Annotated in this window: 28 protein-coding genes and 2 pseudogenes; 26 read left to right on the top strand and 4 right to left on the bottom strand. The window is 34.8% G+C overall.

Annotated elements, in window-relative coordinates:
- Both A8143_RS11670 and A8143_RS11665 read right to left on the bottom strand, forming a co-directional pair.
- Positions 1 to 957, bottom strand: a complete 957-nt coding sequence (locus A8143_RS11670) for a glycosyltransferase family 2 protein (protein WP_066758933.1) — start codon at positions 955 to 957, stop codon at positions 1 to 3.
- A gap of 88 nt (positions 958 to 1,045) precedes the next feature.
- Positions 1,046 to 1,726, bottom strand: a complete 681-nt coding sequence (locus A8143_RS11665; protein ID WP_066758932.1) for a hypothetical protein — start codon at positions 1,724 to 1,726, stop codon at positions 1,046 to 1,048.
- Between the two features lie 80 nt (positions 1,727 to 1,806).
- Here A8143_RS11665 and lysA point away from each other — a divergent pair.
- Positions 1,807 to 2,985, top strand: a pseudogene (lysA, locus tag A8143_RS11660) (diaminopimelate decarboxylase); the annotation flags it as partial.
- Here lysA and A8143_RS11655 read toward each other — a convergent pair.
- Positions 2,982 to 3,515: a hypothetical protein gene (locus A8143_RS11655; protein WP_083261355.1), complete on the bottom strand. Its 534-nt coding sequence runs from the start codon at positions 3,513 to 3,515 to the stop codon at positions 2,982 to 2,984. The pseudogene lysA and the gene A8143_RS11655 overlap by 4 nt on opposite strands.
- Positions 3,516 to 3,590: 75 nt before the next feature.
- Here A8143_RS11655 and ffh point away from each other — a divergent pair, with 75 nt between their 5' ends.
- Genes ffh through A8143_RS11640 form a run of 3 tightly spaced genes read left to right on the top strand, consistent with a single transcriptional unit; the run spans position 3,591 to position 7,002 of the window.
- Positions 3,591 to 4,943: a signal recognition particle protein gene (ffh, locus tag A8143_RS11650; RefSeq protein ID WP_066758928.1), complete on the top strand. Its 1,353-nt coding sequence runs from the start codon at positions 3,591 to 3,593 to the stop codon at positions 4,941 to 4,943.
- 27 nt (positions 4,944 to 4,970) lie between these two features.
- On the top strand, positions 4,971 to 5,882 hold the full coding sequence (locus tag A8143_RS11645; RefSeq protein ID WP_066758926.1) for a ribonuclease Z: 912 nt from the start codon (positions 4,971 to 4,973) through the stop codon (positions 5,880 to 5,882).
- Positions 5,883 to 5,922: 40 nt separating this feature from the next.
- A complete protein-coding gene (locus tag A8143_RS11640) occupies positions 5,923 to 7,002 on the top strand; it encodes a BamA/TamA family outer membrane protein (protein WP_066758924.1) in 1,080 nt (359 codons plus the stop codon).
- Here A8143_RS11640 and A8143_RS11635 read toward each other — a convergent pair.
- Positions 6,999 to 7,685 carry a TIGR04283 family arsenosugar biosynthesis glycosyltransferase gene (locus A8143_RS11635; protein ID WP_066759181.1) on the bottom strand — a complete coding sequence of 229 codons (687 nt, stop codon included), beginning with the start codon at positions 7,683 to 7,685 and terminating at the stop codon, positions 6,999 to 7,001. The genes A8143_RS11640 and A8143_RS11635 overlap by 4 nt on opposite strands.
- A 22-nt stretch (positions 7,686 to 7,707) precedes the next feature.
- On the opposite strand from A8143_RS11635, the gene A8143_RS11630 reads away from it, so the two are divergent.
- The 22 genes and pseudogenes from A8143_RS11630 (at position 7,708) to A8143_RS11530 (ending at position 25,438) form a co-directional block, all read left to right on the top strand.
- Positions 7,708 to 8,448 carry a DUF547 domain-containing protein gene (locus A8143_RS11630; RefSeq protein WP_066758921.1) on the top strand — a complete coding sequence of 247 codons (741 nt, stop codon included), beginning with the start codon at positions 7,708 to 7,710 and terminating at the stop codon, positions 8,446 to 8,448.
- Between the two features lie 43 nt (positions 8,449 to 8,491).
- Complete coding sequence (locus A8143_RS11625) at positions 8,492 to 9,493, top strand: NAD-dependent epimerase/dehydratase family protein (RefSeq protein ID WP_066758919.1); 1,002 nt, start codon at positions 8,492 to 8,494, stop codon at positions 9,491 to 9,493.
- On the top strand, positions 9,475 to 10,488 hold the full coding sequence (locus tag A8143_RS11620; RefSeq protein WP_066758917.1) for a glycosyltransferase family 2 protein: 1,014 nt from the start codon (positions 9,475 to 9,477) through the stop codon (positions 10,486 to 10,488). Before A8143_RS11625 ends, A8143_RS11620 begins: the two co-directional genes overlap by 19 nt.
- 17 nt (positions 10,489 to 10,505) lie before the next feature.
- Positions 10,506 to 10,850, top strand: coding sequence for a tRNA-binding protein (locus A8143_RS11615; protein ID WP_066758915.1), 345 nt, complete (start codon positions 10,506 to 10,508; stop codon positions 10,848 to 10,850).
- A gap of 51 nt (positions 10,851 to 10,901) precedes the next feature.
- On the top strand, positions 10,902 to 11,543 hold the full coding sequence (locus tag A8143_RS11610) for a hypothetical protein (protein ID WP_139134343.1): 642 nt from the start codon (positions 10,902 to 10,904) through the stop codon (positions 11,541 to 11,543).
- Between the two features lie 163 nt (positions 11,544 to 11,706).
- Positions 11,707 to 13,662, top strand: a complete 1,956-nt coding sequence (locus A8143_RS11605) for a GNAT family N-acetyltransferase (RefSeq protein ID WP_083261353.1) — start codon at positions 11,707 to 11,709, stop codon at positions 13,660 to 13,662.
- Between the two features lie 93 nt (positions 13,663 to 13,755).
- Complete coding sequence (locus tag A8143_RS11600; protein WP_066758911.1) at positions 13,756 to 14,514, top strand: SDR family NAD(P)-dependent oxidoreductase; 759 nt, start codon at positions 13,756 to 13,758, stop codon at positions 14,512 to 14,514.
- Between the two features lie 34 nt (positions 14,515 to 14,548).
- Positions 14,549 to 15,466: a helix-turn-helix domain-containing protein gene (locus A8143_RS11595; protein WP_066758909.1), complete on the top strand. Its 918-nt coding sequence runs from the start codon at positions 14,549 to 14,551 to the stop codon at positions 15,464 to 15,466.
- Between the two features lie 14 nt (positions 15,467 to 15,480).
- Positions 15,481 to 15,954: a GNAT family N-acetyltransferase gene (locus A8143_RS11590; RefSeq protein WP_245676504.1), complete on the top strand. Its 474-nt coding sequence runs from the start codon at positions 15,481 to 15,483 to the stop codon at positions 15,952 to 15,954.
- Between the two features lie 101 nt (positions 15,955 to 16,055).
- Positions 16,056 to 17,078: a hypothetical protein gene (locus A8143_RS11585; protein WP_066758908.1), complete on the top strand. Its 1,023-nt coding sequence runs from the start codon at positions 16,056 to 16,058 to the stop codon at positions 17,076 to 17,078.
- Positions 17,079 to 17,093: 15 nt separating this feature from the next.
- Positions 17,094 to 17,549, top strand: a complete 456-nt coding sequence (locus tag A8143_RS11580; RefSeq protein WP_066758907.1) for a RidA family protein — start codon at positions 17,094 to 17,096, stop codon at positions 17,547 to 17,549.
- Between the two features lie 3 nt (positions 17,550 to 17,552).
- On the top strand, positions 17,553 to 18,056 hold the full coding sequence (locus A8143_RS11575) for a hypothetical protein (protein WP_066758906.1): 504 nt from the start codon (positions 17,553 to 17,555) through the stop codon (positions 18,054 to 18,056).
- Between the two features lie 130 nt (positions 18,057 to 18,186).
- The gene (locus tag A8143_RS11570; protein WP_066758905.1) at positions 18,187 to 18,456 is read left to right on the top strand and encodes a TIGR03643 family protein; all 270 of its coding nucleotides are present in this window, start codon (positions 18,187 to 18,189) and stop codon (positions 18,454 to 18,456) included.
- Between the two features lie 38 nt (positions 18,457 to 18,494).
- A complete protein-coding gene (locus A8143_RS11565) occupies positions 18,495 to 19,544 on the top strand; it encodes an FAD-binding domain-containing protein (RefSeq protein ID WP_245676503.1) in 1,050 nt (349 codons plus the stop codon).
- On the top strand, positions 19,538 to 21,013 hold the full coding sequence (locus A8143_RS11560; RefSeq protein WP_066758899.1) for a cryptochrome/deoxyribodipyrimidine photo-lyase family protein: 1,476 nt from the start codon (positions 19,538 to 19,540) through the stop codon (positions 21,011 to 21,013). The genes A8143_RS11565 and A8143_RS11560 overlap by 7 nt, the downstream gene beginning before the upstream one ends.
- A complete protein-coding gene (locus A8143_RS11555; protein WP_066758897.1) occupies positions 20,985 to 21,623 on the top strand; it encodes a flavin reductase family protein in 639 nt (212 codons plus the stop codon). Before A8143_RS11560 ends, A8143_RS11555 begins: the two co-directional genes overlap by 29 nt.
- The gene (locus A8143_RS16700; RefSeq protein WP_083261368.1) at positions 21,610 to 21,747 is read left to right on the top strand and encodes a DUF2256 domain-containing protein; all 138 of its coding nucleotides are present in this window, start codon (positions 21,610 to 21,612) and stop codon (positions 21,745 to 21,747) included. Before A8143_RS11555 ends, A8143_RS16700 begins: the two co-directional genes overlap by 14 nt.
- Complete coding sequence (locus A8143_RS11550; protein ID WP_066758895.1) at positions 21,744 to 23,222, top strand: cryptochrome/photolyase family protein; 1,479 nt, start codon at positions 21,744 to 21,746, stop codon at positions 23,220 to 23,222. The genes A8143_RS16700 and A8143_RS11550 overlap by 4 nt, the downstream gene beginning before the upstream one ends.
- Positions 23,223 to 23,631: 409 nt before the next feature.
- Positions 23,632 to 23,973, top strand: a complete 342-nt coding sequence (locus tag A8143_RS11545; protein ID WP_066759176.1) for a n-acetylglutamate synthase — start codon at positions 23,632 to 23,634, stop codon at positions 23,971 to 23,973.
- An 83-nt stretch (positions 23,974 to 24,056) separates the two neighbouring features.
- Positions 24,057 to 24,473, top strand: a pseudogene (locus A8143_RS17435) (DoxX family protein); the annotation flags it as partial.
- 30 nt (positions 24,474 to 24,503) lie between these two features.
- Complete coding sequence (locus tag A8143_RS11535) at positions 24,504 to 24,977, top strand: glutathione peroxidase (protein WP_066759174.1); 474 nt, start codon at positions 24,504 to 24,506, stop codon at positions 24,975 to 24,977.
- On the top strand, positions 24,974 to 25,438 hold the full coding sequence (locus A8143_RS11530; protein WP_066758893.1) for a MarR family winged helix-turn-helix transcriptional regulator: 465 nt from the start codon (positions 24,974 to 24,976) through the stop codon (positions 25,436 to 25,438). Before A8143_RS11535 ends, A8143_RS11530 begins: the two co-directional genes overlap by 4 nt.
- The last annotated feature ends 149 nt before the right edge of the window (positions 25,439 to 25,587 follow it).

Below are 25,587 nucleotides of genomic sequence, written 5' to 3'. Positions count from 1 at the left end.
TTAAATTTCTTTTTCAATCAAGTAGTTGTTTCTTGTTGTAGAATTTCGACCAATTAATTCCGCAATAAATCCGGCTAAAAATAATTGAGTACCAACTATTATTGACGTCAAAGCAATGTAAAACTCTGGTCTTTCAGCGATCAGCCTTCCTGTTGTGTCAATAAATAATTTATCGATAATAAGCCAAGTGGTTACAATAAATCCGAGTAGAAACATGAGTGTGCCTAAAAGGCCAAAAAAGTGCATTGGTTTTTTACCAAATCGAGTAATGAATGTGATGGTAAACATATCAAGAAAACCATTGATAAATCGGTTGAGTCCAAATTTTGACTTACCGTATTTTCTTTCTTGATGTTGAACAACTTTCTCCCCAATTTTGCCAAAGCCTGCAGCGCGTGCTATAACAGGAATGTAACGGTGCATTTCTCCGAAAATTTCAATTGATTTGACCACTTCTCTACGGTATGCTTTTAATCCGCAATTCATGTCGTGCAATTTAATACCTGACATCCAACGGTTAACGCCATTGTATATTTTTGTCGGTATTGTTTTGCTCAAAGGATCATGCCGTTTCTTTTTCCATCCTGATACTAAATCATATTGCCCCTCAGTTATCATGCTGTACAATTCTGGAATCTCATCGGGACTATCTTGTAAATCAGCATCCATTGTAATTACGACCTGACCAACACAAGCTTGAAAACCTACATGCAAAGCGGCAGATTTTCCGTAATTCCGCTGAAATTTTATGCCCCGGACATTTTGGTCTTTAGATTGTAATGTTTCTATTACCTTCCAAGAGTTATCTGTACTTCCATCGTTAATGAAAAGTATTTCATAGGTAAATCCATTGTCTAGCATAACTTTTTGGATCCATGCATGTAGCTCAGGCAATGATTCGTCCTCGTTGAACAAGGGCACGACAATCGAAATGGCTTTATTTTCTTTTTCGGTCATAATCTAAGCCGTCAAATATAGGTAATTATACAGCAGTCAATCTTTTTTCACGTGTTAAAAAAACGAAAAGAAGTAGGGCAGAAAAGAGTTAAACTTCCGTTCCTTGAAGTGTTTCTGATTTTAAGTCCATCAATACCGTAAAAGCTTTGCTGACTAATTTAGTGTCCACAACAATTGTGAACTCATTCGTTGTTGATATAACCTCTGACAAATTAATTCCTTCCCAAGCTAATTTTTTGAGTAAGTAATAATATACCCCTGAAATTTCCGTGTTTACCTGAGGAAGTTTCATTGTGATAGAGGATAAATTTTCAGACTCCGAAATGAGTTGGTTTTGAGAGAATATTTCAACAATATCCTTTTTAAATTGCTCATTGGTTATTATTGTGGTTTCAGCAACTCCTCGAGAAACGGTGTAAAAATTATCGCTTATATCTTTAATTTGATTTAAGAATTTTGCTTGATCTTGTGATATTCCGATATAGTTGTTGAAGGTACATTTAACGAGGTTACTTCGAACAATCAAGTCTCCTAAATCGGCCATGAAATTTTTAATTCGATGTTCGATTTTCTGATTCGTACCAGGTGGCATACGCTTTATTGCCATGATAATTGCACTGTCGGACACATCTTTTCCAGTGATTTTTCGAATGTCCGGATTCAGTTTTCTGGCAAGGGAGCTGATATTAATGAGGCCTTCAGAAATGGCTTCCTGAATGAAAGGGGATTGGTTGATTAACCGCTCAATTACTTTACTAAGTCTATCCATGTTAAAATATAAACAGTTTGTTAAAAATGCAATACAAATATAATTAAAATAACTTTTGCACGACTTTCTGTCTTAAATTTGAAAAAAAAAAATTGATTACGATGGAAAACACACCTTTTTATTTTTATGATCTAGACGTTTTAAATCAAACGTTGGATGCCGTTTCTGCAGAAACAATGCATGATGATTTTCATGTACATTATGCAATAAAGGCAAATAATAATAAAAAGATTCTTCAAGAGATAGCAAAGAAGGGGTTAGGTGCAGATTGTGTTAGCGGATGGGAAATCTTAGCGGCTATCGATGCTGGTTTTTCTCCAAATTCCATTGCTTTTGCTGGAGTAGGTAAGACAGATGAGGAGATAGCAATCGCCCTTAAACACGAAATTGGAGTTATTCATTGTGAAAGTCTTGAAGAAATTGAGGTAATAAATGCAATGGCCCATGAGTTAGGTTTTTATCCTAAAATTGCACTGCGTTTAAATCCAAATGTGAATGCACTTACTCATGCAAAAATTTCAACCGGTATGTCCGAAAATAAATTTGGACTTACAGTTATAGAGTTCGAAGAGCTTGTCAATAAATTGACTGATTTAAATAGCGTTAATATTATAGGTTTGCACTTTCATATCGGTTCTCAGATTACCAATATGCGGGTGTTTGAGGAATTGTGTGAACGAATTACTGAAATTGTGCCTCAGTTCGTGAAAATGATTGGACCAATTTCTTATCTGAATGTTGGTGGTGGTTTAGGCATTAATTATGAAAATCCTGATCACGGACTTATTCCTGACTTTGAATCTTATTTTGATGTGTTTAGATGGGGATTGCGACAACTCGATTTACCTGTTCATTTTGAGCTTGGTCGATCGATAGTGGGACAGTGCGGTAGTTTGAGGACTCGAGTATTGTATGTTAAAAAATCTGACCAAAAGAATTTTGCAGTAGTTGATGCAGGAATGACAGAACTTATGCGACCTGCCTTGTATGGAGCAAAACATAAAATAGAGCGTTTTGGTGTTGCGCATGTTGATGCTGATCGTCATAAATATGATGTTGTAGGGCCTATTTGTGAGTCGAGTGATAGTTTTGGGAATGAAATTGAATTGGCTGAACTCAAGCGAGGCGATATTTTAACGATTCGTTCTTGTGGAGCATATGCCGAGTCAATGTCATTGAGATACAATGGTCGACAAGAAGTTGGGAATAATTTAAAACGTAAGGTTAATACGAGTCTTAGGATGATTAGAACGGCTTAATTCAATTTTACCAGTTTTCGGAGTTTTTTCAACTCTTTTTTTCCGCGAGCAGTTACACCTTTTGAAACTTCTTCGCGAATGAGGATTTCAAGTTGTGCGATAACTTCGTGACTTAATTCGGGATATTTTTCGCAGATATTAGCAAGAACTGTCATGGCAAAGGCTTTAACGGCAATTGCTGAATGGGGTGATTTTAAGTAAACCAAGGCTTGATCAAAGTAAGGTCCTTCAAACTCTTCTGGTATATCCAAGTATTGCAGGGCGCGCATTACATTTCGTTGAACTGCATCAATTGGGTTTTGGTTTAAATAATCGAGTAAAGGTTGAAGATAAGGTAGGAGTAAATGAGGGTGTTTAGCGCCAATAGCACCAACAGGCTGACTAGAGCGTTGCACAATTCGAACGTCTTTGCTAAAAAAGCAATCCATTAATTCGGAAAATCGTCTTGGGTCGGAACCTACATAAACTGAAACGCACTGCCAATTGGCTTTTGAGTTTTCTATCAGTAACTGTTTTTTTATATCCATCATGAAATCCGATTGTATTCAGCGTTATAAGGCGCTATAAAATTATTATCTTTGCTATCCAAAAATAAAGTTAAGAAGATGTTTGAAAATTTGACCGAAAAATTTGATAGAGCTTTTAAAGTTTTAAAAGGACATGGACAAATTACGGAAGTAAATGTTGCGGAAACCTTGAAAGAGGTTCGTAGAGCCCTGTTAGATGCCGATGTTAGTTATAAAACCGCAAAGGAATTTACCAAAACGGTTAAAGAAAAAGCAATTGGTAGAAATGTTTTAACGACCATTTCTCCCGGCCAACTCCTTACCAAAATTTGCCATGAGGAATTAGTGGAGTTAATGGGAAGTGAGCAAGAGGACATTAACTTTAAAGGAAATCCTGGCGTTATTTTAATGTCTGGTCTGCAAGGATCAGGTAAAACAACTTTCTCTGGAAAGCTTGCAAATTGGTTGAAGAATAAACAACGAAAAAATCCGCTATTGGTGGCTTGTGATGTTTATCGACCGGCAGCGATTGATCAGATTCACGTCTTAGGAGAGCAGTTAGGCGTTGAGGTTTATTCTAATCGTGAAGAGAAAAATCCAGTTAAAATTGCTGAAGCAGCAATCAGTCATGCTAAAAGTAACGGTTTTAACGTAGTTATTATTGATACCGCTGGTCGTTTGGCCGTAGATGAAGAAATGATGACAGAAATAGCGGCGGTTAAGAACGCTATTAATCCAACTGAAACATTATTTGTTGTAGATTCCATGACAGGGCAAGATGCCGTAAATACTGCAAAAGCCTTTGATGAGCGAATTGATTTTGATGGTGTTGTTCTTACTAAATTAGATGGTGATACACGAGGTGGTGCAGCATTATCTATTAAATCTGTAGTCAACAAACCAATTAAATTTGTTGGTACAGGGGAAAAAATGGATGCTTTAGATCTGTTTTACCCAAAACGTATGGCTGACCGAATATTAGGGATGGGAGATGTTGTATCCTTAGTAGAAAAAGCTCAAGAACAATTTGACGAAAAGGAAGCCAAGAAACTTCAAAAGAAAATCGCTCAAAATAAATTTGATTTTGACGACTTTTATTCACAACTTCAACAGATAAAGAAGATGGGGAATGTGAAAGATTTGATGGGAATGATTCCGGGTATGGGTAAAGCCATGAAAGGTGTTGAAATTGATGATGATGCATTTAAAGGAATCGAAGCAATAATTCAATCGATGACACCAAAAGAGAGAGCCGAACCAGCTGTCCTAAATGGTTCGAGAAAGAAAAGAATTGCGGCCGGGTCAGGAACATCAATCCAGGATGTAAACAAACTTCTGAAACAATTTAACGAGACTAAGAAAGTGATGCATATGATGTCAAATAAAAAGAACATGGCAAATATGATGCGTCAGATGAAGGGAATGAGAGGAGGAGGATTACCAGGAATGTAATCCCCTATTTTTCCTATCTTCGTATTCATGCCAATCAACTTGACCATATTGGGCTCGGGATCTGCAGTGCCAGTTCTGCATCGTGGTGTCACAGCCCAATATCTAAATTTCAACGAACGTCGTATTTTAATTGATTGTGGAGAAGGAACCCAATTACAAATGCGCAAATTCAAGGTGAAGTTTCAGCGTATTCAAATGATTTTCATTTCTCATTTACACGGAGACCATTATTTCGGGATTTTCGGATTACTAACTTCAATGAGTCTTTGGGGGAGAACACAAGAACTTGCAATTTATGGACCTCCAGAATTAGAGGAAATCATAAGGCATAATTTTAAATTAGCACAAGTTTATCTTTCCTATCAACTCAACTTTTATCCAGTTGACGTGAAAGAAAAAACACGGATTTTTGAAGATAATTCCATTGAAGTTTTTGCCTTTCCCTTAAAGCATAGGATTAAATGCCATGGATTTTTATTTCAAGAAAAGGAAAAAGAATACCGTGTGAATCCTGAAAAAATTGAGAAGTATAAGCTCAGTTTGACTGAAATTTTGTCCGCAAAAAGAGGGGAAGATGTGAAGAGAATTAATGTGACTTTACCTTTTAAAGACCTTGTTTTTCCAAAAGAAAAGTTAAAATCTTATGCGTATTGTACAGATACAAAATTTTATACTAAACTACCCGATTGGATAAAAGGAGCAGATTTGCTGTATCATGAAGCAACATTCACACAAGAACATTTGGATCGTGCTAAAGCAACAGGTCATTCTACAGCTGCCCAAGCAGCAGAAATTGCCTCTCAAGCCCAAGTAGGGCAATTATTACTCGGACATTTTTCATCGCGATATAAAAACATTGACCCACTTCTTGAAGAGGCAAAATCAATTTTTCCATCGGTCTCGTGCGTTAAGGATGGCGATGTTTTCATTGTGAATTAAATTTGTAAGGTTTTATCCTTTTTACGACTATCATACTGTTATGATACGTTTTTTTTCATTGCTCCTCAGTCTGTTATATTGTTTTAGTTTTGCCCAGTCTTCCAATGATACGACTAACTATGATGCTAAAAATGATTTTAGTCTAACAGGTTTTCCCGTTGTCTTTTTTCTTCCAGAAACTAGCTTGTCATTTGGTGCTGCAGGAATTATGGTGTTTAATGCCGGAAAAGAAAAAGCTTGGAGAAAATCTCAGATTAGCTTAGGTTCGGCTTATACCCTCAAAAATCAAATCTTGTTTTTTTTACCCTATGAATTGTACTTGAAACAAAAATGGAAAATTCATGGAGAATTGGGGTACTATCGCTATTTTTTTAACTATTTCGGAATTGGAATTGACTCGAAAGAGGTTGATTTAGAGACCTATGATGCGAATTTTCCTCGGTTATTAGCTACATTGTCTTACCGAGTTAAACCTACTTTTTTAGTGGGATTTCAGTATCGTTTTGATTATTTCGAAATACCACGAATGGATTCCTTATTGACTTTAAATAATCCAATTGGCAGTGAAGGCGGAGTGGTTAGTACGGTTGGAATTTCAATGTCGTACGATACGCGTGATGATATTTTTTACCCGAGAAAAGGAGTATTGGCTAATTTTATTGCAGAAACGAGTGGTGATTATACCCTTGCCGATTTTAGTTATGGATTGATGCAATTAGATGTGACACATTATTTTACGCTGAAGGATAAACACACCATTGCAACAAATTTATACACAGGAACCACAATTGGAAATTCTCCATTTTTTACCTATTACTACTTCTCTTCAGGTAAAAAGGGGAGAGGATTCAATGATCGACGATTCATTGACCGTAATATTGGAATGTTGCAAATGGAATATCGATTTCCTATTTACAAGCGGTTAAGAGGTACTGTTTTTTCGTCAATTGGATCAGTAGGAAATACGTATAGTGACGTATTTACTAACCGACAATTATGGTCATATGGTGGTGGATTACGGTTTCAATTAAGTAAAAAACAAATGAGTCATCTACGGTTGGATATTGCTCGAGGATTTGAAGGTTTACAATTTTACATGACGATTGGAGAGGCTTTTTAATCCGATAATAATTGTTTATATCGTTCTTTTATCTTTTTATTTGAAGCTCCATTCCGGAACATCTGGAAAGCAACAAAATTTGCTCGGTTGACCTTGAACCAAGATCTTGAATCGTATTTTCGCGTTGAAATTAAAATTGTTTTTGGAATAATTTTAAGCGTTTTATCCGCTAACATTTTTTCAATTAAAGGGTATTCTTCCATTATTTCATGAGTTGGATTAAAGCCTTTTAGGTCTTGAAAATAGGTCTTGGATATAAATAAGGACTGGTCTCCACCCCGCGCCGCTAACCAGTAAAAACGAGTAAAATATTCATTGATTTTTAAAACACGTTTATCGCATTCGAACTTACTTCTATAACAGGCAGCTTTAATTGCTGGATGCGAAACCAATTCCTTCCAGTCTTCTAGATAGTTAAGTGGTGGTAAAGTATCGGCATGAACAAAATAAAGATTTTCAAATTTAGCTTTTTCAACCCCCAAATTCATCTGTTTAGCACGTGATGGAGCAGACTTAAAAATACGCACGGGATAAGACTGTACAATTTTTAGGGTTTCATCTTTACTACCGCCATCAACAACAATAATGTCGAGTTTTTCAGCAGGTTCTGTAAGTAAACGATCTAGAAGTCGACCAATTAGTCGAGCCTCGTTTAATGTTGGTATAATTATCGATAGCTTCACAATGTAAATCAACTTTAGTATAATGACGAAAATTTTTCAATTACTTACGCTAATTTTTATAGTCGGGATTTATTCAACGGCATTTTCTCAAACTATTCATGACCACAGTATATGGAACAATTTAACTAAAAAATATGTTTCTGTCGATGGTAAGGTAAATTATAAAGGGTTTAAAAAGGACGTTGCACGATTGGATGAATATTTAACTGAGTTGTCACAAAACCATCCTCAAAAATCTTGGTCAAAAGAGAATCAACTCGCCTTTTGGATTAATGCTTACAATGCTTTTACAGTAAAATTAATTGTCAAAAATTATCCAGTAAAAAGTATTAAAGAATTAGGTGGTGGAATCTATAAAGTGAATACGCCCTGGGATATAAAGTTCATTAGAATTGGGAACGAAACATATGATTTGAATAATATCGAACACGGTATAATTCGTAAAGAATTTAATGAGCCTCGTATTCATTTTGCGGTGAATTGTGCCGCTCAATCATGTCCTAAATTAAGGAATGAAGCTTATATTGGAAGTAAACTTGATGCTCAATTAACTGATCAAACTCAAGCTTTTCTTCGGGATACTAAAAAAAATAAAATCTCCTCAAATAAGGTTGAATTGTCAAAATTATTTAAATGGTATTCGGGAGATTTCAAACAAGGTACATCTTCGGTTTTAGCCTTCATTAATAAATACGCCCCAGCACCAATAAGTGATAAAGCAGAGATTTCTTATTTGCCTTACAATTGGAACCTGAATGAATGAAAACTAAAGATGGTTTCTATTTAAAATCCACTAGTTTTGCATTATGTCAAAAAAATCTTTGGTTACCGGTGGAGCAGGTTTTATTGGATCGCACATAGCAAAAGAACTGATTCAGTTAAAACATAAAGTAGTTATACTCGATGATTTATCAGGTGGTTTTAAACATAATATACCGAATGGTTGTGTATTTATTGAAGGGTCAATCCTTGATTTTGAATTGATTGAAAAGTTGTTCGAAACATATAAATTTGATTACGTTTATCACATGGCCGCATATGCTGCGGAAGGCTTAAGTCATTTTATTCGACGGTTCAATTATCAAAACAACTTAATAGGGAGTGTGAACTTGATCAATGCAGCTGTTAATCATAATATAAAGTGTTTTGTTTTCGCCTCTTCCATTGCTGTGTATGGAAAAAATGATTTACCACATCACGAAGGGCAAATACCGCAGCCAGAAGATCCTTACGGAATGGCTAAGTTTGCAGTTGAAAAAGATTTGGAAATGGCACATAACCATTTTGGTTTGAATTCGATTATTTTTAGGCCACATAATGTGTATGGACCTGGGCAAAATATTGGTGATAAGTATAGGAATGTAATTGGTATATTTATGAACCAAATAATGAAAAATCAAGCACTAACTATTTTTGGCGATGGTGAACAAACCAGGGCATTTACACCCATTTCGTCTATTGCACCATACATCGCAAAGTCGGTTAATTGTTCAGCGGCATATAATGAGATTTTTGATATTGGGGCAGATGATGTTTATTCCGTTAATCAACTGGCTTTAGCTGTTATGGAAGTAATGGGTAAAGAAGTTTCGATCAATCATGTTCCTGCAAGAAATGAAATGAAACATGCCTACGCAAATCATGATAAGTTTAAGCAGTTTTTCAAACCAATATCCAGTCAACCTTTAAAAGAAGCTTTGCAGGAAATGGCTCAACATGCTTACCTGTTTGGAGCGCAAATAACGAAAGATTTTACAGCAATAGAAATAGAAAAAAAACTCCCGTCTGCATGGAAAAAGAACCTTTAGTCTCAATAATATTAGCTGCAAAGAATACCGGTCCATTTTTAGAAGCTTGTTTGGATTCTGTTTTGAATCAAACTTACACCAATTGGGAGCTTTTGGCAATTAATGATCATTCAACTGATGATACGCCAGCTATCATAAATGCGTATGCCCAAAAGGATAAGCGAATTAAATTTTTAAATAGTGATCAACCTAAGTTAATTCCTACTTTGCAGTATGGTTATGCTCGTGCAAAAGGTTCGTTAATAAATCGAATGGATTCTGACGATAAAATGCCCGATTATAAGTTGCAAATTTTAGTAGATGAATGGTTAAAATATGGAAAAGGACATGTTATAGCGGGCGGAACAAAACATTTTGTTGATGAAGGCGTAGTTGGGGATGGCTTTTTACGCTATGAGAAATGGCTGAATGAGGTGGCACGAACAAGTTCGCATTATCAGGAAATTTATAAAGAGTGTGTGATTCCTTCTCATTGTTGGATTATTCATAAGGATGATTTAGATGCTATTGATGCATTCAATCCCATCATCTACCCCGAAGATTATGATTTATGTTTTCGAATGTATCGGGCTAAACTGAAAGTTATTGGAATTGATAAAATCTTACATTATTGGCGTGATCGATCTAACCGAATTTCTAGAACTTGGGAGGAATATGAAGATAATCGATATTTTGAAATGAAATTGCGTTTTTTTTACGAAATTGATCGAGATCAAAATCGTCCCTTGGTACTCTGGGGTGCGGGTAGGAATGGGAAAGATATGGCAAAACTTCTTCAAAGTTACAAGGATAACTTTCATTGGGTTTGTGATAATGAACGAAAAATAGGGAAGGATATTTATGGTGTCAAAATGGAACATTACAATACTGTTGCTTCCCTAAAAAATCCTCAAATAATCATTGTAGTGGCTTCGCCAGATGGGAAAATAGAAATAAAAGAAAAATTAAACAGTTGGAACAAAAAGCCAGTCAATGATTATTGGTTTTTCGCTTGATGAGTATTTAAAGAAATATGGGAAAGATAACGGAAATTGAATGGTCTGATTTTACAAAGGTTGAAATGCGTGTAGGAACTATACTAACGGCTGAGGTTTTTAAAGAAGTCCGAAATCCAGCCTATAAAATGACAATTGACTTTGGAGAATTTGGAACAAGAAAGACTTCTGCTCAAATCACAAAAAAATATCAACCGGAAGAGTTAATTGGGAAACAGATTGTGGCCGTTGTAAACTTCCCTCCTAAACAGATTGCTACAATGATGTCAGAGTGCTTGGTAATGGGAGTTGTTGGAAATGAAGGGGAGGTAACAATCATTTCTCCAGACCTCAAGGTCGAAAATGGGATGAGAATCGGCTAGTTTAGATTTAATTGCGATCTTGCTGTTAAAATTTGTTGATTTAATTCAATCTTGCAAGCAATACTATTTATGTTGTCTCGTGTGTTCAAAGGTAAATTGCTGATACTCCATGTGTTTGTTGCTTTTCTATGTGTTGATGCAGATGTTAATGCGCAGATTGATAGCTTATTAATTGCTCCGTTAAAAGAGAAAAAATCATTAACCTATGGTTTAAATAACCGACGGACTTATCTTTTAGGAGACCCAAGCACAATCTATGGAGTTTATTTTGGAATTCAATACGGTGAGCGATTAAAACATGTCATAACTTATAACAATAATTTGTTTTGGGCCGGAAATAACGAACAAGTTCGTGTGCAATTCTTAGGGTTTGCAGAAGAGTATACGTTTTATTCGGTTGGACGTTTCGAATTTGTATCCTATATTCACATTGGTGTTGGCTTTGCCTCTTATAGAAATCTAACTTTGCCGCACGAACATCAGTTTTACGATGAGCTCATAAGTCCTGTAGAATTAGGTGTGCATGGTTCTTTGCGAATTTATGATAGGTTAAAATTTAAAACGGGTGCTGGTTATAGGTTTGTATTATTGGATAAGGAACATGATTTGGATGGTTTTTATTATAAGGTTGGAGCGAGCCTAGCAGTCGGCACAATATGGAATAGTTTCCAAAATAAAAAAGCCAATCATTGATTTTTTTATTTCGATTTAAAACACTGTTTTACAGTGTTTTTGATGGCTCTAAATTTTTTTTTAAATAGTGATGGAATATTTAAAAAAGAATTACCTTTCGCCCAATTATAACTGCGGTCTAGATAACGAAGTTTACATTCGATAATGGACTTAAAACTTTAAAATGAAAATAAACTTTCGAAATGCTGAACAATCCGATTTAGCATTTCTTTTACACTTGGAAAAATCTGCATTCCCAGTTTTTCAACAAAATTCAAAACAAAATTTAAAAAATAGTATCCACAGTACTTTTCAAGAAATTGTAATAGCGGAGAACGCGTTAGAAAATAATCAGCCTATTGGTGCTGCGATTCTCTTCAAATATAAACACATGATTCGTATCTATTCTATTGGTCTATTGCGTGAGTACCAAAAGTTGGGTGTTGGAAGTGATTTGCTAACATATATTAAAAACTATGCGATAACAAATTTGTTTTCGAGCCTATCGTTAGAAGTAAGAACGAAAGATTTTAAATTGGTGGAATGGTATCAATCTAAGGGTTTTTCTGTTATAAAAACTTTGAAATCCTATTATTCAAACGGAGAGGATGCTTTTAAAATGGGACTCAAAATAGGCGCTCAATATGTCTCTCCAGAAAGAAGTAACCTGATTGTTATAGATCAACCATATATATGGCAAGATTCCACTATCAAAGCGAAGGTTGTTTCTGTTAAAGATTATATTAATGACCCATTATATCAAAACAACGCAAATTTTCGAATTTTTAATTTATGTAGCTCATATAAATACCAGAGTTACGGTTATTATATTTCATTGCTAGCTTCTGCGCGTGGTCAACGCGTAATTCCAAGTTCATCAACGATAAAAGATGTACAAATTGCACATGTCGTTCAGTCGCTATATGCGGAGTTAAGCGAACAAGTAAATAACTTGTTGGCTAAAGTGAAAGATAGTAAATTATCGTTGGATATTTACTTCGGGCAATCGTCTAATAAATCCTATAAAAGTTTAGCTCTAAAACTTTTTCAACTATTCGAAATACCCATGTTTAACGTGAATTTTGTAAAAGCAGAAACATGGCTTATTAAAAATATCAAGGTCGTTACTTTTAATGAGGTTTCCAATGAGCAAAAGGATTTTTTTTATCAAGCAGCCTACAAACATTTTAATAAGAAGCGGTATAATATCCCAAAGCTGAATAATTACAAGTATGATTTAGCAATACTGGTAAACCCTTTTGAAGAACACCCTCCTTCTGACCGAGAAGCGCTTGAAAAATTTCGAAAAATTGCGAATAAAAAAGGGGTTTATGTTGAATTTATATCCAAAAATGATGCTAATAAAATTAACGAATTCGATGCATTGTTTATACGTGCAACAACCAATGTAAATCATTACACTTATGAGCTTTCGCGCCTAGCATTTGCCGAAGGTCTTGTGGTTATCGACGATCCTTGGTCAATTTTGAAGTGTTCCAATAAGATTTATCAGCATGAGCTGTTCAAAAAACACAAAATTAAAACGCCTAACACACTCGCGTTGGCTAAAAACATGTTGAATGAAAAACTCTTAGATTCAATTAAATATCCTACCGTTTTAAAACAACCAGATAGTGCCTTTTCACTCGGTGTTATAAAGGTTAATGACAAACGCGAGGCAAAAAAGAAACTGAACAGGCTTTTTAGAAAAACAGATATGGTAATCTGTCAGGAGTTTTTATACTCAAATTTTGATTGGCGAATTGGCGTCCTCGATAACAAAGCAATTTATGCGTGTAAGTATTACATGAAGAAAGGTCACTGGCAAATTTATAACTGGGAAAGTGAAGAAGAAGATAAATCCGGTAGCCACAAAACCGTTTCAATTAATATGGTCCCAGAAAAGGTAATTAATATAGCACTTAAAGCAACGTCACTAATTGGTGATGGTTTGTATGGTGTTGACTTAAAATATGTTGACGGTCAAGTATATGTTATTGAAGTTAATGATAATCCGAATATTGATAACGGTGTTGAAGATCAGATATTAGGTGATCAACTTTATCAGTTAATAATAGATTCAATTATCAATCGAATAGAAGTAATGAAAAACATTACCCACATTAACTTGATTAAATAGGTAATCCTTGTTTTGGCAAACTAATCCAGAGATTTGGAAAAGTTTAGCCGAGTATTAAGTCCGTAATTTGTAATGTATTATAAAAGACAAGTTATGGATAAAAAAATAGCATTAATAACAGGTGCAAGCAAAGGTTTAGGTAAAGAAATGGCATTAAGACTTGCCAAGCATGGGGTGAATGTATTGTTTACGTATCACACAGATGAGCGTAGTGCAAAATTAGTTGAAAGGGAAATTGAAGATATAGGAGCACGAGCAAAAGCCTTTCAATATGACGCGTCACGGCCAGAAAAACTTGATTTTTTTTGTGAAAGGATAACTAATTATTTGAAGCATGAATGGCAGGAGGAAAAAATTGATTATTTAATTAATAACGCAGGCACAGGTTTGTTTAATACAATAGAAAATACAACACCGAGCGATTTTGACCAACTGATAAATATTCATTTAAAAAGTGTCTATTTTTTGACGCAAAAATTCTTACCTAATATGAATGAAGGCGGTAGAATTATTAATATTTCCAGCGGTCTAACGCGTTTCAGTTTTCCGGGGGCATCGGCCTATGCGATCATGAAAGGAGGTGTTGAAGTATTTACAAGGTACTTGGCCAAGGAGCTTGGGACGAAAAAAATTACTGCAAATGTTATTGCGCCTGGTGCAATTGCAACAGATTTTGGAGGAGGAACAAATCGGGACGATGAAACCAAAAGAAAGGTTATAACTAATCTTACAGCTCTTGGCAGAATAGGAGAAGCATTCGACATAGGTGGAGTTGTTGCTTTTTTATGTCATGAAGATGCTGGTTGGATTAACGGACAACGAATTGAAGTTTCGGGCGGGATGTTAGTCTGATTATTTCTTATCTTGCTACTGTAATTTTACCTCAATGTTGAAGCATTTTTCGAATATTAGTGAATATCATAAGTTTGTGGATTTGCCCCCGCCTCTCCATCCACTAATTAGTTTAATTGATTATGGTAGAGTCAAATACCCTCCAATAGCGAAAGAGATGAAAATCACACACGCTTATTATACAATTGGACTTAAAAAAAATGTCAAGCATAAATTTTATTATGGACAAAACGAATATGATTTTGATGAAGGCTTAATGACTTTTATTGCACCAAACCAGATCATAAGTTTGAAGGAAAATCCAAATATAAAATCATTTGCCAAGCCTTCTGGTTATTTGCTGCACATTCATCCTGATTTTATTTGGAATTCAACTTTGGCTAACAAGTTTAAATCCTGTGGCTTTTTTGGATACACCCTGCATGAAGCTCTTTTCTTGTCCCATCATGAGGAAATGAAAATGGTGGAAATTTTGAAAAATATTGAACATGAATGTAAAGGAAATATGGATAAATTCAGCCAAAAAATTATCCATTCTCAAATAGAGTTATTGTTGAATTATACAGAAAGGTTTTATCAACGACAGTTTTTAACTCGTGATAAACCTAACCACGAACTGTTGGGTAGAGTTGAAAGATTGTTAATAGCGCATTTTAATAATGCAGATGGCATCAAACAGGGTCTGCCTACGGTTGAATATATAGCGAGTGAACTTGGAATTTCGTCGAATTACTTGAGTAATATGCTAAACATTTTAACCGGTAAGAGCACACAGCAGCATATTCACGATAAACTGATTGAAAAAGCAAAAGAGCGGCTTGTCATCAGTAAGTTGTCGATTGGTGAAATAGCTTATGATTTAGGGTTTGAATATCCAGCATCTTTTAATAAACTCTTTAAGAAAAAAACTGCGATGACTCCCAAAGAGTTCAGGAATTCTTTCGATAATTAATAATCTAGTGAAAGTTGATAAATGAAGATATACATATTTCCATTTTGGAGAAAAATCAATTGGCTCCCTTTGATTTATTGCTAACAGCTGACCCAAACAGAACTAAAATTGAAGATTATTTAATGTCAGGAGAATGTTATGTTCTAAAAATTCAGAATAAAGTTAAAGGTGTAATAGTTTTAGAGCAGCGAACAGAAAGAGTGTTGGAAATCGTAAATATTGCGGTTGAAGAATCAGTGCAAGGTAGAGGTTTAGGTAAATTATTATTGAGATTCGCAGAAAAACAAGCGATCAAACAAAAATATGAAAAATTGCAAATCGGCACTGGAAACTCCAGTATCAATCAATTAGCTTTATATCAGAAAATGGGGTTCGAAATAAAAGATGTTTTTCATCACTTTTTCACTAAGAATTACCCATCACCAATCTATGAAAACGGAATTCAATGTAGACATATGATTTTATTAGAAAAACAATTGACATATTGAACCAGTTTTCTGCACAAAGACTTTTGTTTTTTTGATGACTTTTGGTGATTAATGTTTACCTTTATTAAGGAAATTATGAATGGATATTTAACATTTAAATCATGGGAAAAACAATAGGAATTAATCGTAGCTTCTTGGTTTTTGGGTTGCCAATTCTATTATTGGTTTGTACTATTTTTATGAGCAATTCCAAAACGATTGAAACAACTAATTACCTTGATTTGGCGGTTACCATTGATCTTTTGATAACAATCCCTTTGGTCTATTTTCTTCTAATCCGAAAATCATCTATTCCAAAAACCACAGTTGTTCCAGTAATGATTATTGGACTCGTTGTGGGTTCTTATTTTTTACCTGATGCAAACCAGTTCTACCTTTCTTTATTTAAAACATGGGCTTTGCCTTTTATCGAGCTTTTTCTGCTCTCCTTTGTAATAATCAAAGTAAGAAAGACCATTAAAACTTTTAAGCATTTTGCAGGTCATTCTCCTGACTTTTTTGATGCACTAAAGATGGCTTGCTCCCAAATTCTTCCTAAGAGATTGGTTTCACCATTCGCCACTGAAATCGCTGTTTTTTATTATGGTTTTATTAATTGGCATAAACAAGGGGATAATGAGAGGTCATATTCTTATCACAAAGAAAATGGAGCACCAGCTTTATTTGGGGCTTTAATCATGGTGATTCTGGTTGAAACCGTTGCCCTCCATTTTCTTTTGTATGATTGGAGTCCTGTTTTTACATGGGTTCTAAGTGGGTTGAGTTTGTACACTGCTTTACAATTTTTTGGATTTGCTCGAGGGCTAAGTAAACGACCAATTCAAATTGAAAATGATATTCTACGTCTACGCTACAGTTTCATGAACGAGAGTCTTATTCCCTTAAAACATATTCTAAAAATTGAACTGACAAATACTGATTTGGAGAAGGATCAAAATTCGAAAAAACTATCTCCTTTAGGTGATTTGGAAAGCCATAATATTATTTTGACTTTGAGTGAACCAACTACTTTAATTGGTATTTATGGGATTAAAAAACAATATCAAAAAATAGCATTTCATGTTGATAAACCGGTTGACTTTAAAAGAGATCTAGAGCGAGCTCTTGAAGATAAGAATGTTTAAAAGATAATTTTTTTCATGAATTTTAAAGATAAGTTAATAAAATTAGGTCACGACTTACCGGCTGTCTCAACGCCAGGAGGTAATTATGTTTCTGTAAATATTCGTGGGAGTATAGCTTATATTGCTATTCAGTTTCCAATTGTAAATAACGAGTTTTTGTTTCAAGGAAGATTGGGACAAGATTTATCTACAAAGGAAGGGTATAAAGCCATGGAAATTTGCGCGTTAAACGTGCTTGCCCAAGTTCATGGCAAAGTTGGACTCGAACGGATTGAAGGTTTAAATCACATTGATGCCTATTATCAAAGTGTAGAAGGTTGGGACGACTCGCCTGAAGTAGTGAACGGTGCTTCTGATTTATTTGTGAATCTTCTTGAAGAAAAAGGAAAACATACCAGAGCAATTTTCGGTGTTCAGCAGCTACCAAGAAATTTTAGTGTTGGTTTAACGGCTAGTTTTACTTTGTTGTAAATAATGTTTAAATCAAAGATTGCTAAACGAAAGTTGAATGTTATAAATGGTCCAACGTTTCGCTTTTTTTATATAGGATTGACGGCAATAGCATGTGGTATATACAGCTATTTTAATTTAAATAACTACCTCTCCACACTGTTATTTTTATTCGGTGTTTTTCTATTTCTATCTATTAACGGAACTGTGATTGACGTTGAGCAAAGAAAAGTAAAACATTATTTTAATATACTGTTCTTTAGGGTTGGTACATGGAAGAGTTTAGATCAATTTTCAAGGGTTGAACTACGCGGGCAAAGTAATTCGCAGACCTTTCATTACCGTAGTGTTTCTAGCTCAATAAACGTAAAATCTTATTCCATATTTTTGATCCAAAACCAAAAAGAGAAAATAGAGTTAAAAGAGTTTCGAGATTATAAACAAGCAAAAGCGTTTCTGCTCGAGATAGGGGAGAAACTCGATTTAAAACAAGTGAATTACTTAAGTCGATTAGATAGGGTTGATTAGGGTTAAATCGTCAACTTGTTCGAACAAAATAACGCGGAAAACTGTTTGAATTTTGTAAAGGAGCTTTTGTGCTGCTCAGCAGGGAGAAAAGTATTCTTCAAAAAACGATTATATCAAAACAGTTTAATCCATGACAGAGTCAGAAGTGAGTCGAGTAATAGAGATGGCCTGGGAAGATCGAACACCTTTTGAAGCCATTGAATTTCAGTTTGGTTTATCAGAAAGTAAGGTCATAAAAATAATGCGAAAAGAACTTAAGCCAAGTTCTTTTAAACTTTGGAGAAAACGAGTGAATAGTGGCGTTAGTAGTAAACATCTTGCGAAACGTTCTGCTCAGATAAAGCGGTTCAAGTGTTCACGACAAAAGAGTATTTCCCAAAATAAAATTTCAAAGCGATAGTTTTTCCAACAAAAATAGAAGAGCTGAATAAGTTATTGTTGGCAATCGACCCGATTACCTATGCCCAAACTCGTAATTATGTTGATGGAGCAGTTACAAATCTTGGTCCCTATATTTCGCGAGGTATAATTTCAACGAGGCAGATCTATCAATGGGTCAAACAGACTGGCGTAAAGTGGAAAGATGCTGAAAAATTAATCCAAGAATTGGCATGGCGAGATTATTGGCAAATCCAATGGCGAAAAAAGGATCATTTAATTTTTTTTGATTTAAAAACACCCCAAAATCCCGTATCCAATTATCAAATCCCCAAAGATTTATTAGAAGGAGATACGGGTATTTATCAAATAGATAAAGCAATAAAAAGACTCTATGAAACGGGACAAATGCACAACCATATGCGCATGTATATTGCTTCAATTATCACAAATATTGCTCATTCTCATTGGCTGATGCCAGCCAATTGGATGTATGCTCACTTGTTGGATGGTGATTTAGCCAGTAACCACTTAAGTTGGCAATGGGTTGCTGGAACAAATTCGAAAAAAAAATACTTCGCCAATCAGGACAATATCAACCGTTATTTTTATGATAAACAAAAAAATACGTTTCTTGATTTTTCGTACGATGAATTGCCAAACTTACCAATACCTAAATCGCTTACCAATTTGTCGAATTTTCAATTGAAAGTTGATTTGGGATCATACGCTGAAACGACCATTTTACAGAATAAAAAAACTTTCGTTTATAATTATTATAACCTTGACCATTTCTGGGAAACTCATGAAGACGCTCAACGAATTTTATTGTTAGAACCGAGTGTTTTTGAACAATTCCCAATAGCACCTCATTGTTTAGATTTTGCCGTTAAACTCGCAAGGCATATTCCTGGAATTATATGTGTTGTTCAAGAATTTGAATCTTTGCTCGAATCAATCGATGTAGAAAACCTAAATTACAAAGAGCATCCTTTAAATAAAAGTTACAGAGGAATTGAACACCCGCGAGATTGGTTATCGGATTTGAATGACGATTATTCGTCCTTTTTTGCTTTTTGGAAGAAATGTAAAAAACAGTTAGAATGGTAAAAGAAAAAATCAACCTGGTTTGGTTAAAGCGAGATTTAAGAACGCAAGACCATCAACCTTTATTTTACGCAGAAAAGGATGAGGTTGATTATTTAATCATCTATTTGTTTGAGCCAACTTTAATGGCCGCTCCAGACAATTCATTACGGCATCACCAATTTAATTATCACGCGGTAATTGAAATGAATGAAAAGCTTAAAAAATTTAGACGTGAAATTGTGGTTTGTTATGGTGATGCCGTTCCTGTATTTGATTTTCTATTCGAAAATTATACAGTACAAAAAATCTTTTCATATCAAGAGTCAGGAATTGAAAAAACTTGGGTCAGAGACAAAGCAATTGCTAAGTTATGTCGAAAGCATCAAGTAAATTGGATAGAATTCCAGCGAGATGGTATTATTCGAGGATTAAAAAGTAGGACAGATTGGGATAAAAGATGGATGAATGAAGTCTCGAAACCGGTCATTCAAAATTTTTTTTCGAGGACTCAAAGAAAGCGAGTAGTGCATCCATTCAACTTTCCAGATGAAATAAAAAATGAGTTAGAAAAATATCCCGAATCCTTCCAAAAACCAGGAGAGAATCAGGCTTGGGCTTATTTAAGATCTTTTTGCGAAGATCGTGGAAAGAACTATAGTAGATATATCTCAAAGCCTTCAGAAAGTAGAAAATCTTGTAGTAGAATTTCACCTTATTTAGCTTGGGGTAATTTAAGTATAAAACAAGCTTATCAGTTTGTGAAATCTCACGAAAATTATAAACGCTATAAACGCGGTTTTAATGGCATGTTGACTCGGTTGATTTGGCATTGTCATTTCATACAAAAATTTGAGGTTGAATGCCAATATGAGCTGAGATGCATCAATAAAGGGTACGAAATATTAGAGTTTTCGAATGACCCAAAACTTATTGAGGCATGGAAAAGTGGACAAACAGGTTTTCCGTTAGTTGATGCCTGCATGCGTTGTTTGCAGCAAACCGGATGGATAAACTTTCGAATGAGAGCCATGCTTGTATCCGTCTTTTGTCATCACTTTGATTGCAACTGGAAAAGCGGTGCGTATCATTTGGCTCAATTATTCCTGGATTATGAACCCGGTATTCATTATCCGCAAATTCAAATGCAAGCAGGAACTACTGGAATCAATACAATTCGAATGTATAATCCAATCAAACAATCTCAAGATCATGACCCGAATGGGATATTTATAAAAAAATGGGTGCCAGAACTAGAGGCTGTGCCAGCTCATCTCATTCATGAACCATGGAAAATTCCCCCAATTGAAAAGCAATTCTTAAAACTTAATTTGGGTTATCCTGAGCCTATTATTGATATTGAAAATGCAGGTAAAAAAGCACGAAATAAAATATGGAGTCATCGTAAAAATCCATTAGTACAGAAAGAAAATCAACGAATAATTTATACTCATACACGAAATAATGCAACTAAAAAAAGAAGAAATCAATAACCTTGATCGAAAGTTTAGGTTGAATTTAATTAATTCAATTACAGGCATAAAACCTGCTAATTTAATTGGTACACGCTCAAAAATCGGGGAAGATAATGTGGCTATTTTCTCTTCTGTGGTGCATTTGGGTTCATATCCTGCTCAAATTGGAATGGTCATGCGTCCACAAAATGACGGACTTAAAGATACCTATGCGAACATTTTAGAAACTGAGTTTTACACCATTAATCATATTACTGAGAGTTTTATTGAAAAAGCGCACTACACCTCTGCAAAGCTTCCAAAAGCTCAATCAGAGTTTGATAGAATGAATCTAAAACGGAGTTTTATTGATGGTTTTTTTGCACCATTCGTTGGTGAAAGTAAAGTTAAAATTGGTATGAAATTTCTTGAAAGTATAAACTTACCTAATGGATGCATTTTTGTAGTTGGTGAAGTCGTGTTAGTGGATTTACCTGATGATTTGTTAAATGAAAAAGGACAATTAAACTTGACAGCTTATGAGGCGGTTGGAATTGGAGGATTGAACAATTATTATGCTTTGACGCCAGTAGCCAATTACCCTTACGTACGAATAAATGAAATTCCTCACTTTAATGTCAAAAATTAATCATGAAATTAAGTATTGCCACGTTTGTAAAAAACCTTTTACCTGGAGAAAAAAATGGGAAAAGAACTGGGAACAGGTAAAATATTGTAGTCAACGGTGTAGGCAAAATAAAAATAACAGATGAAAGAAGTCAATTTAATTTTTCCTCATCAGCTATATGAGTCAAATGCTCTTTTAGAGAATGGAAAGGATACTTACCTAATTGAGGAGTTTTTATTTTTCAAACAGTATAAATTTCATAAGCAAAAAATTGCCTTTCATCGTGCGACTATGAAGGCGTACGAAAGGGCTCTAAAAAATCACAACCTCAAAGTTTTTTATGTTGAGGCAGATGATCCACGAGCAGATATACGCAATTTTAATATTGAAATTAAAGCTAAAAATATTCAGGTCATAAATTATATCGATCCTACAGATCAATGGTTAGATGAACGCATCCAAACAATTGGTGAAAATTGTAGCTTAAACAGATTGGAAAGTCCTCAATTCTTAAATACCTCGAGAGACTTAGCTCATTTTTTTAAACCTTCTAAAAAATTTTATTTCCAAACTACTTTCTATAAACAGGAGCGAAAAAAAAGAAAGATCTTAATTGACGATGAAAATAAACCAACTGGCGGAAAATGGACATTTGATCAGGAAAACAGGAAAAAATTCCCAAAAGGAAAAATTCCGCCACCAGTTCGATTCCCAAGTCGAAATAAAGCCTGGACAGAGGCATATAACTATGCACAAAAAAACTTTAAGGATAATCCTGGGACGATAACAATTGATCCTATTTTCCCTATATCCCATCATGCTGCAAGTCAATGGCTAGACGAATTTTTAATAAATAGGTTTGCTGAGTTTGGACCATACGAAGATGCTATTGTTAAGGAGCATTTACTGCTTAATCATAGTTTGTTGTCTCCTCTTATGAATGTTGGCCTTTTATTACCAAATGATGTAGTTCAAAAATTGATAGCTTTTGCCTGTAGAGAAGAAATTCAATTAAATTCTGTTGAAGGTATTATTCGTCAAATTATAGGATGGAGAGAGTTTGTTCGGGGTATGTACGAATGTAAAGGAACGTTTTCAAGAACGAGAAATTTTTGGAATTTTAATCGAAAAATCCCATCTTCTTTTTATGAGGGGACAACTGGGATCCTTCCTGTTGATGAAACAATAAAAAAAGTCTTAAAAACGGGATATTGTCATCATATTGAACGATTGATGATTCTCGGAAACTTTATGCTTCTCTGCGAGTTTAATCCAAACGAAGTTTATCGTTGGTTCATGGAGATGTTCATTGATGCGTACGACTGGGTAATGGTGCCCAATGTTTATGGTATGAGTCAATTTGCAGATGGAGGAACTTTTGCAACAAAACCCTATATCAGTAGCTCAAACTATATAAAAAAAATGAGTAACTATAAAGGAGGAAGTTGGGAGGCGATTTGGGATGGTTTATTCTGGCGGTTTATAGCCGAACATCAAGGGTTCTTTAAAAATAATCCGCGCTCGTCAATGATGGTGCACACACTAAATAAAATGGAACCTGATAAACAAAAACTTCATTTTGAACGGGCCAATAACTTTATAAGTAATTTAAATGGTTAAATTGCGGTAAATGAACAAATAGGAGTTTGAACTTTCTACCTGACTGATTATTTAATTGGTCATAATTCCGTGTTTAAAAATCAAACGATCAAACCAAATCGAACAACCAATAAGAGCATTACGCCCTAAAAAATTGATCGCATAGATTGAGAGCTAGCTGATAGAACAAAATTTAAACGTAAACTGTTTCCTCAAGTAAGCTTAAGTGTCAATTATGAGTATTTTAATATGAAAATAAAAGCTTATGCTTGTTATCTTTAAATCATTTGCCTGAATTAATTGGCAACCCAATTTATAATATACGGGTGAAGGAAAAACACGCTATAAACTGTATTAGGAAGTCTTAAAAGAAGAAGCTCTTTGATGGTTGAATAAGTCAATGAGTAAGTACCAAATTAAATTATCCGAAATGAAAATAAATTATAATAATCGAATTTTTAAGCCTGTTTCAAGCTCAGCGAATGGTGAAGTTACAAATGAAACACATTTTTTATACAAGCAAACTAAAAATATCATTACCGCAACTTACAAAGGAGGATTAATTGAAATAGGACAGCTACTCGGTAAGGTTGATGAATGCGGTAATATTGAAATGTGTTACCACCAAATTAATAATAAAGGGGAACTTATGACCGGAAAATGTTCATCCCGTCCCGAAATTCTTGAAAATGGAAAATTAAGATTGCTTGAAACGTGGGAATGGACCTCAGGAGATTATTCTAGGGGTACGAGTATACTGGAAGAATGTTGATTTCATAAAAAAATACCAGTAGTTTAAAGACGATTGTGTTTTATTTGTATATTTGTGTCGTGCACGATTTAATCATGAACGATATGAATACGATAAAACCAATGATTCAAAACATTTTTAGAATAGTATTAGGTCTCTTTATGACCATTGCCGGAATAGGGCACCTAACTTTTCAACGGCAAGAATTTTTAGCGCAAGTACCACGATGGCTGCCTTCTAATGAAGGGTTTATGGATTTTGTAGTTCTGGCGTCCGGATTTGTCGAAATTGGCTTAGGTTTGGCCATGATTTTTTTATGGAAACATAAAGTAAAAGTCGGACTGGCATTGGCGCTTTTCTTCGTCTTAATTTTTCCAGGCAATATCTCGCAATATACAAATGAAATTGATGCTTTTGGCCTTGATACTGATCAAAAACGACTTCTTCGTTTGTTTTTTCAACCGGTACTTATACTATGGGCATTGTGGTCAACTGGTGCTTTAAGTTATTTAGTAAAACGTCCATCAAAACAGGCTGAATCAAATCAATCAATTTATGATTTTGAAGCGAAAACCTTAAATGGTCAGCAATTAAAATTAAATGAGTTTAAGGGTAAAACAATTATAGTCGTAAATACCGCGAGTAAATGCGGACTAACACCGCAATATGAAGGACTTGAAAATCTGTATCAAAAATATAAAGATAAAGGCCTAGTAATCCTAGGGTTTCCATGTAATCAATTTGGAAACCAAGAAAAAGGTAATTCAAACGAAATAAGTGAGTTTTGCCAGGTTAATTATGGAGTTTCATTTCAAATGTTTGAAAAAATTGAAGTGAATGGGAATAATGCGCACCCGCTCTATAAGTATATGAAATCAGCACTGCCTGGGGGACTGTTTGGAAATAATGTAAAATGGAATTTTACCAAATTTGTTTTCGATAAAGAAGGAAAGCCGGCAAAAAGATTTTCTCCAACCACCGCACCAGAAAAAATGGAAGATTATATCAAAAATCTTTTGACATGAAACAAACCGAATTTCCAGAATTGTATTTGAAGAATCAGCTCTGCTTCCCGCTCTACGCAACTTCTAGACTTACCACAAAAATTTATACGCCATTTTTAAAATCCTTGGATATCACCTATCCTCAGTACTTGGTTTTAATGGCGCTTTGGGAAAACAACAATCAACGAGTCAATAGCATTGGCGAGCGATTATTCTTAGAGTCAAATACACTTACTCCGCTGCTCAAAAGATTAGAAAAAAAAGGTCTTATTGAACGAAAAAGATCTTCTAAAGATGAACGTACAGTTGTGATTTCTCTAACAAAAAAAGGTACAACTTTAAAAAAGAAGGCTAGTGAAGTTCCTGCCAAAATTCTCAGTTCATTTCAAGATAATACTATATCAGAGCAAGAAATTGTAATTTTTCAGCAAACACTTTTTAAGCTTTTAAATATTTTGGGGAATAAAACGAAAGGTATATAATTCGAGTGCATTTGCTCTTTATTTTGGGCGTTCCACCCCAACAGTTTGCAACTGTGGGTGGCGGGCTTTTCGCACTCGCTTCCGTCCGTCTCAGACGGACGGAGAGCTCAAACAATTGCTCCAATCCCTAACGCGAAGTGTTCAACTCT

This window comes from Crocinitomix algicola (genome assembly GCF_001661595.2).
Classification (GTDB): Bacteria; Bacteroidota; Bacteroidia; order Flavobacteriales_D; family Crocinitomicaceae; genus Crocinitomix; species Crocinitomix algicola.
The sequence above is the reverse complement of the archived record's forward strand: the minus strand, read 5'-3'. Positions and strand labels throughout refer to the sequence as shown.